12 protein-coding genes are annotated in these 17,189 nt (G+C 61.1%); 7 read left to right on the top strand and 5 right to left on the bottom strand.

Going from position 1 to position 17,189, the window contains the following annotated elements:
- Positions 1 to 31 precede the first annotated feature (31 nt).
- From BUA26_RS06035 to BUA26_RS06020, 4 genes are read right to left on the bottom strand one after another with little or no spacing between them, the layout of a single operon-like run.
- Positions 32 to 2,896: a hypothetical protein gene (locus BUA26_RS06035; RefSeq protein WP_072758747.1), complete on the bottom strand. Its 2,865-nt coding sequence runs from the start codon at positions 2,894 to 2,896 to the stop codon at positions 32 to 34.
- Positions 2,893 to 3,576, bottom strand: a complete 684-nt coding sequence (locus tag BUA26_RS06030; RefSeq protein ID WP_072758745.1) for a DUF4391 domain-containing protein — start codon at positions 3,574 to 3,576, stop codon at positions 2,893 to 2,895. The genes BUA26_RS06035 and BUA26_RS06030 overlap by 4 nt, the downstream gene beginning before the upstream one ends.
- Positions 3,573 to 6,860: a helicase-related protein gene (locus tag BUA26_RS06025; protein ID WP_072758743.1), complete on the bottom strand. Its 3,288-nt coding sequence runs from the start codon at positions 6,858 to 6,860 to the stop codon at positions 3,573 to 3,575. The genes BUA26_RS06030 and BUA26_RS06025 overlap by 4 nt, the downstream gene beginning before the upstream one ends.
- Positions 6,860 to 7,069, bottom strand: coding sequence for a helix-turn-helix domain-containing protein (locus BUA26_RS06020; RefSeq protein ID WP_072760111.1), 210 nt, complete (start codon positions 7,067 to 7,069; stop codon positions 6,860 to 6,862). The genes BUA26_RS06025 and BUA26_RS06020 overlap by 1 nt, the downstream gene beginning before the upstream one ends.
- A gap of 318 nt (positions 7,070 to 7,387) precedes the next feature.
- Here BUA26_RS06020 and BUA26_RS06015 point away from each other — a divergent pair, with 318 nt between their 5' ends.
- The 7 genes from BUA26_RS06015 (at position 7,388) to BUA26_RS05985 (ending at position 16,220) form a co-directional block, all read left to right on the top strand.
- Positions 7,388 to 8,638, top strand: coding sequence for a metallophosphoesterase family protein (locus BUA26_RS06015; RefSeq protein ID WP_072758741.1), 1,251 nt, complete (start codon positions 7,388 to 7,390; stop codon positions 8,636 to 8,638).
- Positions 8,638 to 12,087, top strand: coding sequence for an AAA family ATPase (locus BUA26_RS06010; RefSeq protein WP_072758739.1), 3,450 nt, complete (start codon positions 8,638 to 8,640; stop codon positions 12,085 to 12,087). Before BUA26_RS06015 ends, BUA26_RS06010 begins: the two co-directional genes overlap by 1 nt.
- 326 nt (positions 12,088 to 12,413) lie before the next feature.
- Positions 12,414 to 13,010, top strand: a complete 597-nt coding sequence (locus BUA26_RS06005; protein ID WP_072758737.1) for an anthranilate synthase component II — start codon at positions 12,414 to 12,416, stop codon at positions 13,008 to 13,010.
- Positions 13,007 to 14,083, top strand: a complete 1,077-nt coding sequence (trpD, locus tag BUA26_RS06000; RefSeq protein ID WP_072758735.1) for an anthranilate phosphoribosyltransferase — start codon at positions 13,007 to 13,009, stop codon at positions 14,081 to 14,083. The genes BUA26_RS06005 and trpD overlap by 4 nt, the downstream gene beginning before the upstream one ends.
- Before the next feature lie 92 nt (positions 14,084 to 14,175).
- A complete protein-coding gene (gene trpC / locus BUA26_RS05995; protein ID WP_072758733.1) occupies positions 14,176 to 14,970 on the top strand; it encodes an indole-3-glycerol phosphate synthase TrpC in 795 nt (264 codons plus the stop codon).
- A 5-nt stretch (positions 14,971 to 14,975) separates the two neighbouring features.
- The gene (locus tag BUA26_RS05990) at positions 14,976 to 15,680 is read left to right on the top strand and encodes an HAD family hydrolase (protein ID WP_072760109.1); all 705 of its coding nucleotides are present in this window, start codon (positions 14,976 to 14,978) and stop codon (positions 15,678 to 15,680) included.
- Positions 15,681 to 15,725: 45 nt separating this feature from the next.
- Entirely contained in the window at positions 15,726 to 16,220 is a 495-nt protein-coding gene (locus BUA26_RS05985) for a GNAT family N-acetyltransferase (protein WP_255368177.1), read from the top strand.
- Here the strand turns inward: BUA26_RS05985 and crp are convergent.
- Entirely contained in the window at positions 16,217 to 16,918 is a 702-nt protein-coding gene (gene crp / locus BUA26_RS05980) for a cAMP-activated global transcriptional regulator CRP (protein WP_178368575.1), read from the bottom strand. The two genes, BUA26_RS05985 and crp, sit on opposite strands and share 4 nt — an antisense overlap.
- Positions 16,919 to 17,189: the final 271 nt, after the last annotated feature.

The following is a 17,189-nucleotide window of genomic DNA, read 5'->3' as shown; positions in this document are numbered from 1 at the left end:
GCGTTGTTGCTTTTGGCCGCCGTCAATAACGTCAGCCGTTGTGGGTGAGGCGGTTGGTCAGGTGCGTAGGCATGTGACCAACCAGTACCTTGGCTGACTTGTCGTCGTAGTAGAAGTAAAGCCTGAATTGGAAGTCGCCACCGAAGCCGACGCCGCGCTTGAGGTGTCTGTCCAATGTGACGATCTTTTCGCCATATTGCCGTTGATATTCCTTCTTATAACGCTTGATCTCGTCTGCGGTGCCCACGTCCGACTCTTCCAGACCCAGCTCGGCCAGCGCCTGCTTGCTACGCTGGTAGGCCTCGTTGTCGTCCGTACTACGGGTACGCATGGGGACGTAGTGGCGCACCAAGTATTCCATCGCTTTGTAGGCTAGGGGGATGTCCTTGAAGGGCGACTCGCGCGCGGCTTTGGCGGCCTTGGGGTGCAATTCGAGCTTGCCCTCGCCGTAGATCTCCACCCACTCCTCCAGCTCGTCCCAGGTATCGGGGTAATAGCTCTCGTCGGCCGCTCCCGTTTCTAGCTCTTCGTTTTCACTCCACTGGGCGTGGAATTGGTAGTGGCTCCGGCGAATTTCCTCGCGGGCATCATCGCGTTCGCGGCGGGTTGCCTGAAGTTCCTTCCGCAGCTCGGCCATCTGTGCGTCAAACTCGGTGGCCGTGGCTCGATGCGCAGCCAGTGCAGATTCCAGCTCTTCACGAATGGCCTGCAGTTGGCTGATCTGCTCATCCTTCGAGGCTGCGGCATGGGTGGCCTGTTCTCGCAAGGTCGCCAGTCGCGCTTCCGAGCTGCGGACGCGTTCGGCGGCTAGGTGTTGGCGTATGGCCTGGAAAGGTGGGACGCGTTCGTCCAGATCCTCGGCGGCCGTACTGGTGGCGCAAGCCTCCTCGAAGAGGTCGTTGACCAGCCACTTGGGCAACTGGTTGGTTTTCAGGGGCCATACCGGATGCAGGTAAGGGTCGGCTTCGGCGTTGAATCCGGGTCGGTACAAACGCACGGCATGGCCGTAGACCGAGCGCTCACGGCCAAGCCGTCGGACAAGCTGATGCGAGATAGGCGTGTCGATGCAGACGATGTGGGCCACGCCGGTGAGGCGCCTGGCCAGGCGGTCAGCCGAAGCGTCGATATCGCCAGCGATCACGATGACGGGCTGGATACGCTCGGCGTTGAGGAGCAGCTGGATAAGACGTGGTGCATCTTCCTCGCCGGACAGATGCGTGGCCGTGTTGAGTAAGGCGGTGCCCGCATCCATCAGGCCGATGTCCTTGGCGATGTCCGCGACAACTTGTGGGACGCCGCTGGCTACCGGAAGGGGCGCTTCCTCGGTGCTTCGAACCTGAATCAAGCGCAGGCCCATGGCTGGTTGAGCGCCATTGATGAGTGTTGCTTCCACGCGCCAGATGGCGCCCTGTTCCATGGACCGGCGGTCGTCGAAGCGCAGCGACCAGATGCGTGTGCCATCGCTCTCGATCGTCACCTCGCCGTCCAGCGACTCAATGTGGTTGTTGCCCATCGGATCGGTGGCATGGAAGCCCTTGCTTTTCAGCCAGAGCAGGATGCGTGCCCTGGTCGTGTCGAAGGTCTTCTCCGTGCGCTGCCCAGCGCGTCCCAGTCGCGCAGCGAGAGCGAGCACGTTGATGGCGCCAGCGTGTCGCGAGAGGCGCGGTCGCTGCGGACGCGTCGCGGGTATGGTGTCGGATCGAACTTCGCCAGGGTGCTTAGCGTCGGCGTCAACGGCGCCATCTGCTACGGGTTGCTTTTGGAGCCCGTCAGACTTGCCATCAACTGCCATTTCTTGGTCGGGGCCTTGAAGCGCAGGACTGATCGCGGGTTCATCGGGCTCGCGCTTGTCGAGTTCAGCCAGCACTTTCGCGACCCAGAGCATCAGGTTGAGGCGATCCTCGTCTGCCGAATTGTCCTTGTCTTCCGCGGGCGCTTGGGTCAAGAGATCAGTACCCGTTGTCAGCGTGTCCCAAACTAGAAGTTTGCCTTTGGCTTCTTCGGTGACGTTGAAAAATCGCCCCGTATCAAGGTCGATGCCACCAAGCGGTGGAATGCGGACAGCACGGATGTCCTTTCCCTCCACAGAGACGGTGGCTCGCGTGGCAATTGTGGCTGCGACCAGGGCGGCATCCTCCTTTGTCGCCCCTTGAGCGACCTGGCTTCGCAGACAGTGGAAGGTAAGGCCGAGCTCATCAATGACTTCCTTGGCGGGCTCGGTAGCGTGTTCCTTCGTCGGAACAATGGCCGACAACCACCAGGTGCCCTGCGCTAGATGTTGGGGTTCGCCGTCGGCGAGATCGAATCCAACAATTGGGCTGGTTTCGAATCCGTAGGCGCGGAATAGCGCGCCCACGAGGAGCGCCTGGGCACGGAGATGACACGAGATCAGGGCCTTGTGGCCGGCGGTAATCGTGCGCAGCGACTCCACTAGCGCTACCGTACGCTCGAAATCGTCCGGAACAGGAAGCACTGTGAGATCTGGCAGGGTATCCAGGCCCTGCAGATGCTTGTCCCAGCTCTTCAGCAGTACTTGTTGGGGGGGCTGGAACAGGATTGGCTTGGGAGCCTTACCGTACTCGGGACGCCTGGATGAGCACACAGTGATGGTGTGCTTGCGCGCTGGCTGTAGTGCCTTGGCGTAGAGCGTGAGCCAGCGCCCGCCCGCCTCCGCGTACCAGCCGCCGGCGTCGGCAAGCAGAAGGTTGACGTTTGGCTTGGCGTAGATCTCGGGGGCAAGACGGGATATCGCGAAAAACGGCCCGCCGTAATTGGTGGCGAACATAATCCGCGTCTGTTCCTTGAAGCGGCTGATGAACTTGCCGTCGGCTCGGCTTTGGATGGCGGCGTCATATGTGCGTGCCGTGGTCGGTATGCTCATCTCCGCCTCGCTCATTCGCCACTCTCCAGCAACTTCAGGTTGTGCTTTAGCTCTCGCGCCGTAGCGTTGATCGTCACCTTACGATTGAACTGCCTCTCTGTCGCAAGCTGCGAGACTGCCTTGTCCATCTCTTTCCGCAGCATACGCACCTTGCTCACACGTTCGACCAGATCGGACAACGACTCTTTCGGGCGATGGGTCAGCGGGATCAGCGCATGCAGCAACTGCTCGTACAGCCCGCCCAGATTCAGCGCGACCGGCAGGGCAGCGCGTGGGCTCTCCGCTGCAATCCAATCGGTAGCGAAATAGTCCGAGCATACCCAGCGGCTGGCCTCGGCTTCGCTGGGGCGCTTGTAGCAGGCGACAACTTGAAGACGATCCTCGTAATGCAGCTCGAACAGGAGGGGAAACGAAATGGCCTTGTCGATGCACTGCAGGATGTCATGGTGAAGCTCCGACGCCCTGAGCCGCATGCTGAATACCTGGATCTCCGGTGCGCCGGGTGAAGCAGACAAATTGGTGGTTTCAGGTGCCAGCTTGTATTGCCACACGATCTGCTCGACCTGTTCGGCGAACAGGCCTTTGAGACGGGCGCCGACTGTGCCGTGTTCGTAAAGCTTGGCCTTAGGGACGACGCGCCCGAAGGCGGCCTTGCCGGGATAGGCGAACAGGGCTGTATGTACGTGCCGGGTCATGCAGCTTTCAGCACGACAAGAAAGGCGATCAGCTCGAAGTCGTCCAGCCCGGAGATGGTGTGCGTTAGCGCCGTCGTCTTGCCGCCAGTGAACAGGCTATCCAGATCCTTTTCTTCCTTGACCTCGATCATCGAATGAATGGCCTTGCCTAGTAGGTCAGAGTAGGTCTGCATCTTGCGGCCGTCCGCCGTTTCCTGATTGAAACGGTGGCACAGCTCCACGAAGGGCTGCGGCTGGCCTTTGCAGCAGGCTCGCGCCAGGTCGAGCAGGCGCTTTACCTCGGTGTGGTCGTGGATGACTTCGCCTTCGTGATTGATGTAGACGAGGTAGTAAGGGTGAAGCCTGTTGTGCTGGGGCAAGCTGGCGGGCGGGTTCACGGCCGAATTGCGATTACGCAGGGTGAAGATCACGCCGGGGTGCAGCCCCAGATCGAAGTTGGCAGGCACGATGGCGTGCATGCCGTTGGGTGTCTTGTCGAGGTCACCATGGGCCTTGACGTAGTTCAGCAGGTCCATGCGAAAGTCATTGAGGCCGAGGTCAGTGATGGAGACGCCGGTCTTCAGGTCTTCCAGCTCGATCACTTCCTCTTGCAGGCGACGTAGTTGCTCCTTGCGATAAGACACGTCGTTGGCTTGCGCGGAGAGGACGTTGTCGTCGCCGGTGGCGGTGACGTCGGCGATCATCATCCGGCTTTCGACGCGCTCCTTGAGGTTGATGTATTCGTCCAGCGAAATGTCGGGCCAGTAGTTGACCAACTGGATGCTGCTGTTGGGTGAGCCGATGCGGTCCACGCGACCGAAGCGCTGGATGATGCGCACCGGATTCCAGTGGATGTCGTAGTTGATGACGTAGTCGCAGTCCTGCAGGTTCTGGCCTTCAGAAATACAGTCGGTGCCGATCAGCAGATCGACCTCCGCCGGTTCATTGGGCATCACGACAGCCTTCTCCTTGGCGCGCGGCGAGAAGAGCGTGAGCAGTTCCTGGAAGTCGTAGCCCTTCGCCAACGTGGACTTGGGTGTGCCTTTGCCCGTGACCTTGGCCGAGTGCAGATGCTGGCTGGTCAGCAGTTCGGGAGCCAGATTCGCGTACAGGTAGTCCGCCGTGTCGGCGAAGGCGGTGAAGATCAGAATCTTCTTGTTACCGGGATTGATCGGGTGGGCGATCTTTTCCAGCACAAGCGCTTTCAGATGCTGGAGCTTGGCGTCGTCGTCAGAAGTGATCTTGTTCATCGAGGCCAGCAGCGTCTCGATGACGTCTAGATCGAGCTTCAGTTCGTGTTCCCAGGACGGCAAGTCCATATCGGCGAGGCTGATCTTGACCTTGCCGCCGATGAGGTTGTCGCTCTCATCCAAATCGACCAGCTCATCGTCCTCGGCATCCAGATCTTCCAGCACGTCAGTCAGGTCACCCACGCTGGTGGCGCTGCCGGTTTGGTTGAAGGCTACGATCTTGGCCAGCGTACCTTGGTGATTCCTGCGCAGGGATTCCAGCGTGAGCCGGAACGAGGCTACGGAGCTTTCCAGCCGCTTGAGGAGATTCACCGTCAGCAGCGCCTGCAGGCTCTTCTCACGGTCGACCTGACGCAGTGTGCCCTTGCTGCCGACCTTGGTGTCGTACATCTCCTCGTACTTCTTCAGACGGCTAGGAAGGATGTAACTGATAGGGGCGTACACGGCGAGTTTGAGTCGGGACAGCTGTTCAAATATCTCATTGAAGCCCATCACGTCCGGCCGCTCGGTCAAGGGGCAATGGAACGACAAGGGCTTGCGCCGTTCGGGGAAGGGGCCGATGTCCTTGGTGTCGTAGAAGGTCTGAATATGCTTGCGCGAGCGCGCGATAGTCACGCTGTCCAACAACTCGAAGAAATCGAAATCCAGAGCATCCAGGATCGCGCGCGGAGTGCGTTCTTCTGACGGCAGTTTCGACCAGGTGTTGAAGGCTTTCTGGGCGTTGCGGAAGACTTCCTCGACCGATTTGCTGGTGCGCAGCTTTTTGCTGAGGTTTTCCGAATCACCTTCGTAGGCCAGCGCCAGCTGGTTGCGCAGGTCGGCGAATCGGTTGTTCACCGGTGTGGCCGAGAGCATGAGCACCTTGGTCTTTACGCCCTCCCGGATCACCTTGTTCATCAGCTTCTGGTAGCGGGTTTCCTTGTCCTTATAGGCATCGTTGTTGCGGAAGTTGTGCGACTCGTCGATGACGACCAGATCGTAGTTGCCCCAGTTGATGCGGTTCAACGGTGTGCCGAACGATTCGCCGCTGGTACGGCTCAGGTCGGTGTGACAAAGCACTTCATAGCTGAAGCGGTCACGGGCAAAGAGGTTGGTCTTGAGATTGCGGTTGTAGTTGAGCCAGTTGTCCGCCAGCTTCTTGGGGCAGAGAACCAGCACGGATTTGTTGCGCAGCTCGTAGTACTTGATGACCGCCAGCGCGGTGAAGGTTTTGCCCAGACCCACGCTGTCGGCCAGGATGCAGCCGCTGTACGTTTCCAGCTTGTTGATGATGCCGGTGGCGGCATCTTTCTGGTAGTTGAACAGCTTGTTCCAGATCAACGTGTCCTGGTAGCCCGTGCGGTCGTTCGGCAGCACGTCTTCGTCGATGTCGTCCAGGAACTCGTTGAAGATGTTGTAGAGCATCAGGAAGTAGATGCTTTCCGGCGAGTTCTCCTGATACACCGAGGCGATTTGGTCGCAAATCTGCGCGGTGACATCTTCGAGCTTTTCCGGGTCGTTCCAGATTTGCTCGAACAGGCTCAAGTACTGAGCTGTAAGGGTCGGCTCGTCGATCTTGTTGACGAAGTTGGAGACGGCATTGCCTTGCTGGTAACCCAGGTCGACGGCTGTAAAGCCATGTAGGGGCATATAAGCCGTGTCTGCACCCATCGACTGGGCACAGACGAACTGCTGCATCGGAGCCTTGCTGCGGTTGCTCTTGAACCTGGCTTTACGCAGTAGCCAATCAGCGCATTCCTTCGCAATAGCGCGCTGAGTGAGCTTGTTGCGCAACTGAATCTCGAACTCGCTGCCGTAGAGGCTGCGCTCGCGATCCAGCTTGGAGATTTGAAACTCGCGCCGCTCCCGACGGATTTTGTCGGTCACTTCGTCGGCGACGAACGTAGGCGTGGTGAAGATAAAGCTCAGTTCGTCAATCTTCTCCAGCTCTGCCTTCAAGGCCTCGTAGGCGTACATCGAAAAGCAGGATGCGGCGACTTTGAGCTTGGCCCCCGGTTTGAGGCTTTGCTTGAGGTCGTCACCGAGCAGCCGGTTGATGTTGTCGATGATCTCCATCAGCGCTGCGCCTTGCCGATGGGTTTGCGCTGATTGCTGTTGGCGTCGATCCAGCTATCGAGTTCTGAGCGACGGAAGCGCCACGTCCCACCCAACTTGAACGCGGGAATTTGTCCGTTCTGAGCGAGCCGATAGACCGTGCGTTTGCCGGCCTTCAGGAAGGCGGCAACCTCGTCGAGTGTCAGGATTTCACCGTCAGAACCTGCCATGTTGTTGCTTTCGCCCCTGAAGGTCGCTGCTTGCCAAGTCTGGCCATTCTTGCACATCACCGCCGCTCGTCGGCGGCCATCGATTGAGGTGTTGCGGGTACTTGTTAAACGCCATCCTTCAGGACGCCGACCTAGCCTAGACGCAATCGCCAGCCTAATTAGTGGTCACTTTGCCTATCGTCGCCAACGCACTGTCCAATTCCGAATCGGCCGAAAGCGGAGGTTCGCAACATTGCCCGCGAGCTACCGGAAGAGGGCAACATGACGACGGGTGCTTGCTTGGGTTACCTTGATTCACACACTCACTAGACTTTGCCCATGGCGCATTTCGTCCACGCTGCCGACATTCACCTGGATCGAAGCTTGCCAGCGCTACTGGATGGCCGGGCGACGCATCCGTTTGTGCTCGCACCGCGCCTGGCATTTATCCGCCTGATCGACTACGTCATCGAGTCGGATGCGGCGTTCCTGGTCCTGGCCGGCGATGTCTACGACGGCGCGTGGAAGGACGTGAGCACGGGCCTGTTCTTCCATCAACAGGTCGGTCGCTTGAGGTCACGCGGGGTGCCGGTATACCTGTTGCATGGGAACCACGACGCGGAGTCGGCGATGCCCAAGACGTTGGTGCCGCCAGACAACGTACGGCTCTTTTCGGCGCGCTCCCCACAGTCGTTTGAGTTTGAGCCGTTGCACATCCATCTGCATGGCCAGAGTTTCGCTCAGGCCGACACGCGCGAGAACTTGGCCAGTGCGTACCCACGCCCGGTAACCGGTTGCGTGAACATCGGGGTGTTGCACACCGCGCTAGCAGGCTCACCGCCACATTCGCCCTACGCGCCGTGCACGCTGGAGCAGCTGAAGGGGCATGGTTACGACTATTGGGCGTTGGGGCATGTGCATCAGTACAAGATGCTTGCGACAGACCCTTACATAGTCTTCCCAGGCAACCTGCAGGGGCTGCACATAAAGGAACTGGGTGCACGTGGCGCGGTGTCCGTACCCATCGAAGACGGGCACCTGGGTGCGCCAGAATTCGTGGCCATGGATGTCCTGCGGTTCCACCTGCTCGACATGGTCGTGCCGGCATCGGTGCAGACGCTAGCCGCCTTGGTTGGGGAAGTGCGAAAGGCCATTGAATCGGCGAGCGACGGGGCTGACGGGCGGCACTTGGCCATGCGTGTGGTTTTGCGTCTTGACACGACGGTACATCCGTCGCTGTGCCGGTCCAAGACCATGCTACGGGATGAGATGGAAGGCTTGTTCGCCCAGTTCGAGGATCAGGTCACTCTGGAGGGCACTGAATTCCATCTGCGCGCGCGGCCGGCGGCGAGTGGAACGGGCGAGGCCCAGGACGCGATCGCTTCCCTAGACGCCTACTTTGCGCAGGCAGCCGGAGATCCGGCATTCATGGGGACACTCCGGGACAACCTGCAAGCGGTGCTGAGCAAGCGTAAACCGTCGGAGACATCCACGGAATCGCTTTTGGAGCAAATCGCCAACGATGAGTTGGATACGGCAATCAACGATGCGGCCGAGCAGCTGCGCACCCGATTGCGGACGATCGAGTAATGCGATTCCAGACGTTCGAGGCCACTGCTTACGGCAAGTTTGACTTGCAGAAGCTTGAGTTCCCCGCAGCACCCTCCGTGTTGTTGGTCTACGGCCCCAATGAAGCAGGGAAGTCGTCGATGCGGCAAGCTATCGTCGATTTTCTGTTTGGCGTCCCACTACAAACCAGCCAGGCCTATCTGCACCCAAGGCCAGGCATCATCCTCGCTGCCGATGTGTTGGTTGCTGATCAATCCTTGCGGGTGACGCGCAACACGAAGCGCCGGGACTCTTTGACGGTTGAGGGCCAGGGCGTGTTCGACGAGGCGACGTGGCTAGCGCGCCTAGGTGGGATAGACCGCGCCACGTTCGAGCGCCTGTTTGCACTTGGCAGGGATGAACTTGTCGCGGGTGCACGAGAAATGCTCGATCCTGATGCGAACGCGAGCAGGACGTTGTTTGAGGCAGCGGCGGGCCTGACCACTTATACCGAAATGTCCCGTCGCTTGAACGACGAAGCGGCCGAGGCATACTCGTCGCGCCGGCAGAGTACGGCGTTTGCTAAGGCGAAAGAGCGGTTTGAACTGGCGTCCGCGTCCCTGCGTCAACATGAGCACAAGGAGCCTGCCTATCGTGTGTTGCAAAAGGCGCGGAGTGAGGCACAGCGGCAGCTGGAGGAGATCGATAGCGACCGACGTGCGAAACGCGCTTATTTGACTGGCAGGACACGGATAGCCAGGACCCTGCCGCAATTGCGCGACTACGACGAGCTGGAATCGCAGCTGGCTAGCACGGAGCCGATGGTTGTAGGCAACGAACTACGGACGGAGGTTACGAAGGGATACAGCGAAAGGCAGACGTTAAGCGAACGCCGTGCTGGGTTGGTCAGGGCGCAGGAGGCCGACGAGCGCGATCGAAACACGATAAGTGTCCGACCAGAGGTGGTCGCCGCTGCGCCTGACGTCAAGGAACTCGAACTGCTACGCAGTCAAGCGCTCAAGACGCTGGAGGACATTCCAAAGAGGATCGCGCAGCGCGAGCAGCTGCGACCAGAAATCGAGCAGGAACTAGCGGTGCTGGGCATGGCCGGAGAATCGCTCGATGGCTTATATACGCGATTACCCACGCTCGCGCAGATCAGTGCCATTGCGGCGGCGGCCACGGCGATGACCGAGCTGGAAACGCGGCGCCGGGACCTGAGTTCCGGTCATGAGGCGGCAGTAGAAACGCAGGCGGCTTTGCTGGCCGACATCGCCGAACTTAGCGCTGAGGACCCTGAACCGCTGCGTCGTTGCTTGTATGCCCTGGAAACGACAGCCAATCTCGGCGAGCTGCGGGCTCGGCGCGATCAGCTGGCTGTTGAAGCAAGCAGCCTGACGGAACGCCGGGTGGTGCTGGGACTGTCCCCCGAGGACCTCGACGCCGAGTTTGACCCGCCGAAGGAGGCCGTGGCCAAAGATATCGTGCGCGAGCAGCGGAAATTGGCTGAGAGCGTCGTCACGCAGGGGCGTCTTGTCGAAGAGTGTGAGGATACCCGCGTCGGCCTGGAAGCGCGGCTGGCCGAGATGGAGCAGTCGGATATTCCAAGTCTCGATGCGCTAATGCAACTGCGGCGCGAGCGAGATTCTGCCTTGGATGAGCTCATTTCTAATGGATCGCCGGACGCCGTTGCCGTGTCTAAGTATCGGCCACTGGTAACCGAAGCAGATGCGTTGAGCGATCGGCGCTTCGACAAGGCCAGTGCGGCCCACGAGCTAGATAGTCTGCGTGCAGACCACGTGGCGTGTATGGCACGAGCGAAGGCGGCGCGGGCGGCGGTAGAGTCGGCGAAAAGTAAGCAGCTGGAGGTAGTGGGTGGTTGGGAAAGCTTGTGTCAGGCTGCCGGGCTACCAGCCGTGGATATGGAGAATTATGGCTCGTGGTTGAGCGAGTATCGAGCGGTGCGTGCTTCCGATACCGCGCATCGGTCGCGCGCCAAGAGCCACCGAAAAACGCTTGATGCCCTTGTTCCGCTCGCCATGGATATTCTCGGGCACTTGGCGCTTCCACAGCAGCCATGGGGCGACGACCCGCTGGTGCCTATTGATGCCGTGTTGACCGAAGGTAAGCGCGTCCTGGGTGAATGTGAGAAACAGCAAAGTGCAGCGGCTAGCCTGAAACGGCGTGGAGACGAAGGTGCGCGTCTCCTTGAAGAGTCGGCTGCACGTATAGCCGCGCTGGAGGCAGAGGCCACCAAGCACGCGAAGACGTTGCGTGAGGTCTTGAGTATGGCGGGCCTCGCCGAGACGCTGTCAGCTGAGTGGGCTCGCGACGCGGGGCGACGCATCGAGGCGTTACGGACCAAGGCCCGTGAGTTCCATGAGCGCGACGAAGCCCGCATCAATCCCATGCGCCGTGATCTGGATAAGTATGAGAACAAGGTGCGAGAGCTGGCGGCACGGATAGGAGAGCCGACAGTAGGCTCTTGGCAAGCGATGCTGGAGTCGCTGGTGACGTTGAGCGAATCACATGTCGCTCTGGCGCGCAAACACGAGACCATCGAGGAGCGAATGGGTGAGCGTCAACTCAAATTGAATGACGTCTCTGGCCAGTTGAAGGAGATGGACGATCAACTGCAGGCCCACTATGCGCAACTTGAGGTAGCTGATTTTGACGAATTCAGCGTACTTGCCAACGCTCGGGACGAGTGGGATCGTGCGGTAGCAGCGCGTGATGAGAAACGACGCACGTTAATGCAGGCGGAAGATGGGCGTTCGATCGAAACGCTTCGTTCGGAGGCCGAGGGGGTGGACGCCGACGACCTGATGGTTGAGATTGACGCGCTGAACCAGGAGGTTGAGGGGATCGAGACACGCTACGGGGAGGCCGTGGCGGCACTGCGCTTCGCAGAGAAGGCCGTAGACGGCGTGACACCATCGGACGCTGCTGTGCTTGCGATGAGTGAGCGTGCCAGTGCGACCCTCGCGTGGAATCGGGCGCTGGACGAACATGTTCGATGCTTGATCCAGCAGCAGTTGCTGGATTGGGCCATCGGACGATTCAGGGAGGACCACCAATCGCCTCTGGTGGCAGCGGCCGAGCGTTACCTGCAGATCGTGACTTGTGGGGCGCACACGCGACTGTTGGTTGATGATTCGAACCCCCGGAACCCTCAGCTCCTCGTTTTGGGAAGAGATTCACAGATGCCGCGAACCATGGCGGCTTTGAGCGAAGGGACGCGCGACCAGCTGTATCTGGCATTGCGCTTGGCAGGGTTGGAACTGCACTTGGACGAAGGCCGCACGCCGCTCCCCTTCGTGGCTGACGATCTGTTTGTGAATTTCGATGACACCCGCGCGGCGGCAGGTTTCACCGCCTTGGGCGAACTGGCGCGCCGCACGCAGGTCGTTTACTTCACCCATCACCAGCATCTCACGGATCTCGCACAGGCAACTTTGGGCAATGCCGTAACGGTGGCTCGTCTGTCCTGAAGGTCTATATCGGCAGGATCGGCATCACGACTCGGACCCCTCGCGAGTGAAGCGCGACAGCCTTCTTGAGGGTCCGCCGTGGATATGCGACCTTCGGTCTGTTGGCTAGTGGGGGTGCGCAAATTGAGCGAGCAGGACTGTCCGCAGGAAGCGTGCACGGCGGACGCTGTTTTGTTCGGCTAGATGTGGACACGTGCAAAAATGACGCCTTGGAGCGGGTATGGGTCATCTGCGCAGGGTATCAACGGAATTTGCGGGTATCTATGCGGGTATGAATTCTGTTTTACTGTAATGACAATGAATTAAAACAAAGAGATACATCGCATATGCTCCTGATGATCGACAACTACGACAGCTTCACCTTCAACCTCGTGCAGTACCTGGGCGAACTGGGGCAGCAGGTGAAGGTGGTGCGCAACGATGCGCTGGATATCGCCGGCATCCGTGCGCTGAAGCCCTCGCACATCATGATTTCGCCGGGGCCGGGCACGCCGGATGATTCGGGCGTGTCGCTGGATGTGCTGCGCGAGTTGTCCAGTGAGATTCCGGTGTTCGGCGTGTGCCTCGGTCACCAGGCGATTGGCCAGGTGTTCGGCGGCAAAGTGATCCGCGCCAAGCGGATCATGCATGGCAAGACCTCGCCGGTGCGCCATCGGGGGCAGGGCGTGTTCGCCGGCCTGCCGGATCCGTTCGAGGCGACGCGCTATCACTCGCTGGTGGTGGAGCAGTCGTCGCTCCCGGACTGCCTTGAAGTGACCGCGTGGACGGAAAACCCGGACGGCTCGATCGACGAGATCATGGGCCTGCGGCACAAGACGCTGCCGGTGGAAGGCGTGCAGTTTCATCCCGAGTCGATCCTGACCCAGCATGGCCACGATCTGCTGCGCAATTTCCTCGGCCTGCCGCTGCGGCTGGCCGCATGAGCGCGGACGTGATCGGCAAAGGCGGCCGAGACATCACGATCACGCCGCAGGAGGCTTTGCAGCGCACGATCGAGCACCGCGAGATCTTCCATGACGAGATGATCGCGCTGATGCGCCAGATCATGCGCGGCGAGGTGAGCCCCCTGATGACGGCGGCGATCATCACCGGCCTGCGCGTGAAGAAAGAGACCATAGGCGAGATCACCGGCGCGGCGCGCGTGATGCGCGAGCTGTCGGCCAACGTGCCGGTCACCGGCGACAGCGAGCATCTGCTGGACATCGTCGGCACCGGCGGCGACGGCGCTTCCAGCTTCAATATCTCCACCGCGTCGATGTTCGTCGCGGCGGCGGCGGGCGCACGGGTGGCCAAGCATGGCGGACGCAGCGTGTCGTCGAAATCCGGCAGTGCGGACGTGCTGGAGGCGCTCGGTGCCTCGATCGACCTGACGCCGGCGCGAGTGGCCGAGTGCATGGCCGGGACGGGGATCGGCTTCATGTTCGCGCCGAACCACCACCCGGCGATGAAGGTAGTGGCGCCGGTGCGCAAGGAAATGGGCGTGCGCACGCTGTTCAACATCCTTGGCCCGCTGACCAACCCAGCCGGTGCGCCGAACATCTTGATGGGCGTGTTCCATCCCGACCTGGTCGGTATTCAGGTGCGTGTGCTGCAGCAGCTTGGCGCGCAGCATGCGATGGTGGTGTGGGGACGCGACGGCATGGACGAGATCTCGCTGGGCGCGGCGACCCTGGTCGGCGAGTTGCGCAACGGCGTGGTGCGCGAATACGAGATCGAACCGGAAGACTATGGCCTGGCCATGGCTTCCAGCCGCAACCTGCGGGTGGACAACGTGAACGAGTCGAAGGCGATGCTGCTGGAGGCGCTGGGAGGCCAGCGCGGCATCCCGCACGACATTGTCTGCCTGAATGCCGGTGCGGCGCTGTACACGGCCGATGTGGTCGGTTCTATCGACGATGGCATCGAGCTGGCACGTGCCACGATTGCCAGCGGCGCGGCGCATGCGAAAATGCTGGCCTTCGTGGCGACCACCCGGCGCCTTGCCGAGATGGGCTAGATGCGCCATCGGGTGCGCCCGGGCCTGCAAAGTGGCAGGATCGGAATACCCCGTGCATGGAGCGCGCCCCCTACATCGACTAGCGAGATGCCATGACCGACATCCTCAATCGTATTCTTGCCCGCAAGGCGGAAGAGATTGCCGAACGCCAGATGAAGCTGCCGTTGAGCGAACTGAAGGCGCGCATTGCGGAGCTGCCGGATACCCGCGGCTTTGCCGCCGCGATCGAGGCGAAGATCGCGGCCGGCCTGCCGGCGGTGATCGCCGAGGTGAAGAAGGCCAGCCCCAGCAAGGGCGTGATCCGCGCGAACTTCGATCCGTCGGCGATCGCGAAGAGCTACGAAAAAGCCGGTGCGGCCTGCCTGTCGGTGTTGACCGACAGCGATTTTTTCCAGGGCAGCGAGGCCTTTCTGCAACAGGCCCGCGCGGCATGTTCGCTGCCGCTGCTGCGCAAGGATTTCATCATCGATCCGTACCAGGTGTACGAGGCCCGCGCGATCGGAGCCGACTGCATCCTGCTGATTGTCTCCGCGCTTGACGACGACGTGCTGCTGCAGCTGTCGCTGCTCGCCGCCGAGCTCGACCTCGATGTGCTGTGCGAAGTGCACGACGAGGAGGAGCTGGAGCGCGCGATGGCGCTGCCGGTGCCGTTGATCGGCGTCAACAACCGCAACCTCCGCAGCTTCGAGACCGCACTGGAGGTCTCGCTGGAGCTGCAGGGGCTGATCGAGTACGACCGCGTGCTGGTGGCCGAATCGGGCATTCATACCCCGGAAGACGTGGCGCGCCTGCGCGAAGGCGGCGTTCAGGCCTTCCTGGTCGGCGAGGCGTTCATGCGCGCCGAGGATCCGGGCAGCGAATTGCGACGGCTGTTCGCCACGCCGTGACCATCATGCTGAAGGGGGAGGCGCAGGCGGTGTCGGCCGATGCGGTGGGTGTGGACGCGGCATTGCCGCGCGTGGTGCTGTTCGACTTCGACGGCGTGCTGATGCACGGCGATGCGTTCTACCTGTTCATGCGCGAACGCTACCGCCGTTCGTGGTGGCGTCCGTTGCTGGCGCTGTTGAGTACGCCGCTGCTGTTGCTGCAGTTGCCGTTCTCGCGCCGGTTGCCGGCGCGTGTACTGGTGCGCATCGCGCTGCTCGGACTGGGCGAGCGGCATTACCAGGCCGCTGCGAATGCATTTGCAGCCAGCCTGGCACGCCGGCCACGGCAGTTCTGCCGTGACGGCCTGCAGGCGTTGCGCCGTCATCAGGCCCAAGGCGATCGGGTGATCGTGGTGACCGGCTGCGAACACACGCTGGTGAGCGGCGTCCTGCAGCAGTTGGGGCTGACCGACCTGGAGATACTGGCTTCGCAGTTGCGCACGGGCTGGTTCGGCATGCGGCCGCTGCGGCACAACGTGGGCCGGCGCAAGGTGCAGGCGCTGGCCGGGCATGGCGTCACCGCATGGCAGGTGGCCTATGGCGATTCGATCTTCGACGTGGCGATGCTGAAGCCGGCGACCGAGGCGGTGCTGGTCAACGGCACGCCCGCCTTGTGCAAGAAAGTCGAGAAGGCACTCGGCCGGGCGATTACCCGCGTCGAGTGGTTCTGAAGTTCATTGCTGCTGCACCCACGGATTCTGATCAGGTACGCCACGTTGATACAGTCGAAGGTCGAGATCGTGCCGTTCGAGCCGAGCCTGCGCGAACACTTCTACACGCTCAATGCCGCATGGTTGAAGAAGCATTTCGTGATCGAGCCGATCGATGAGCAGGTGCTGCGCGATCCCGAGCAGTTGGTGCTTGCGCCGGGTGGCGCGATCTTCTTTGCTCGGCTTGGCGACGCGATCATCGGCACTTGCGCCCTGCTGCACGAAGCGCCCGGAGTTTATGAACTTTCCAAGATGGGTGTGGATGAAGCGTTCCGCGGACTGGGCGCCGGTCGCCAGCTGCTGGACGCGGCGATCGCCGAATTTCATCGGCGTTGCGGCCACACCTTGTTCCTCGAATCCAACAGCAGTCTGAAACCCGCGCTGCGCATGTACGAGCAGGCCGGCTTCGTGCTGCAGCCGACGATACGCGCCGGCTCGCACTATGCGCGCGCCGACGTGTACATGATCTATGCGCCGGTCTCCGACCGTGCGCCGCGCTAGCGGGTGCCGCGCACCACGATGGTCTTGCCGGAGACGTCGATCATCCGCTGCTCTTCCAGCTGCTTGAGCACGCGGCCGACCATTTCGCGCGAGCAGCCGACGATTCGGCTCACTTCCTGACGCGAGATGCGGATCTGGGTGCCGTCCGGATGGGTCATCGAATCCGGCTCCTGGCACAGGTCCAGCAGTGTGCGCGAGATGCGGTTGGTGACGTCCATGAACGCCATCCGGCTGACCTGGCGCGAGGTGCGCAGAAGACGGTTGGTGAGCTGGGCGCCGATCGCGAACAGGATTTTCGGGCATTCCTCGCGCAGCGGACCTTCCATCAGCTGGAACAGGCGCTCGTAGCTGATCTCGGCCATCTCGCACGGGGTGCGCGTGCGCACCATCGACTCGCGCTGCGCCTGCTCCACGAACAGGCCCATCTCGCCGATGAATTGGCCGCGGCTGATATAGGCGAGGATCAGTTCGCGACCCTGCTCGTCCTCGGTGCATACCGCCAGCGAGCCCTCGATGACGTAGTACAGCGTGTTGGCCGGGTCGCCAGGCCGGATGATCGCGGTCTTGCCGGGATAGCGGCGGCGATGGCATAGCCCGAGAAAGCGCTCCATCGCAGCAGGGTCGGGAGCAAAGCCGAGTGGAGCCTGGGAGCGCTCGAAAGCCTGTTGGAGCTGGTATTTAAGTTGCGCCACGATGATCCCCGAAGATGCTTGTTTTTCCTGCGGCCGTTGCAGTGACGGCGGTTTGCGTGTCTGTAACCACTTTGCAAGCTTGGCATTATGGCAAACCCTGACGGCTTGCCGAAGGTTCAATTTCATTTCATTTTGCCGCATACTTCGCAGTCTTCCGGTGGCGATGAGCTTGTCGCGCACCGTTCACAAGGGTCGTGCAGGCTACCTGCCTGCGCTTCACACCATTCTGCGGGGACCCTTGTCGCTAACCCGCCTCTACTGCTGACCGGATGTCCGG

The organism is Rhodanobacter sp. OK091 (assembly GCF_900142825.1).
Taxonomy (GTDB): domain Bacteria; phylum Pseudomonadota; class Gammaproteobacteria; order Xanthomonadales; family Rhodanobacteraceae; genus Rhodanobacter.
The sequence above is the reverse complement of the archived record's forward strand: the minus strand, read 5'-3'. Positions and strand labels throughout refer to the sequence as shown.

Coding starts and splice junctions, on each gene's coding strand:
- BUA26_RS06035 (WP_072758747.1), bottom strand. CDS start 2,896: ATGAGCGAGGCGGAGATGAGCATACCGACCACGGCACGCACATATGAC.
- BUA26_RS06030 (WP_072758745.1), bottom strand. CDS start 3,576: ATGACCCGGCACGTACATACAGCCCTGTTCGCCTATCCCGGCAAGGCC.
- BUA26_RS06025 (WP_072758743.1), bottom strand. CDS start 6,860: ATGGAGATCATCGACAACATCAACCGGCTGCTCGGTGACGACCTCAAG.
- BUA26_RS06020 (WP_072760111.1), bottom strand. CDS start 7,069: ATGGCAGGTTCTGACGGTGAAATCCTGACACTCGACGAGGTTGCCGCC.
- BUA26_RS06015 (WP_072758741.1), top strand. CDS start 7,388: ATGGCGCATTTCGTCCACGCTGCCGACATTCACCTGGATCGAAGCTTG.
- BUA26_RS06010 (WP_072758739.1), top strand. CDS start 8,638: ATGCGATTCCAGACGTTCGAGGCCACTGCTTACGGCAAGTTTGACTTG.
- BUA26_RS06005 (WP_072758737.1), top strand. CDS start 12,414: ATGCTCCTGATGATCGACAACTACGACAGCTTCACCTTCAACCTCGTG.
- trpD (WP_072758735.1), top strand. CDS start 13,007: ATGAGCGCGGACGTGATCGGCAAAGGCGGCCGAGACATCACGATCACG.
- trpC (WP_072758733.1), top strand. CDS start 14,176: ATGACCGACATCCTCAATCGTATTCTTGCCCGCAAGGCGGAAGAGATT.
- BUA26_RS05990 (WP_072760109.1), top strand. CDS start 14,976: ATGCTGAAGGGGGAGGCGCAGGCGGTGTCGGCCGATGCGGTGGGTGTG.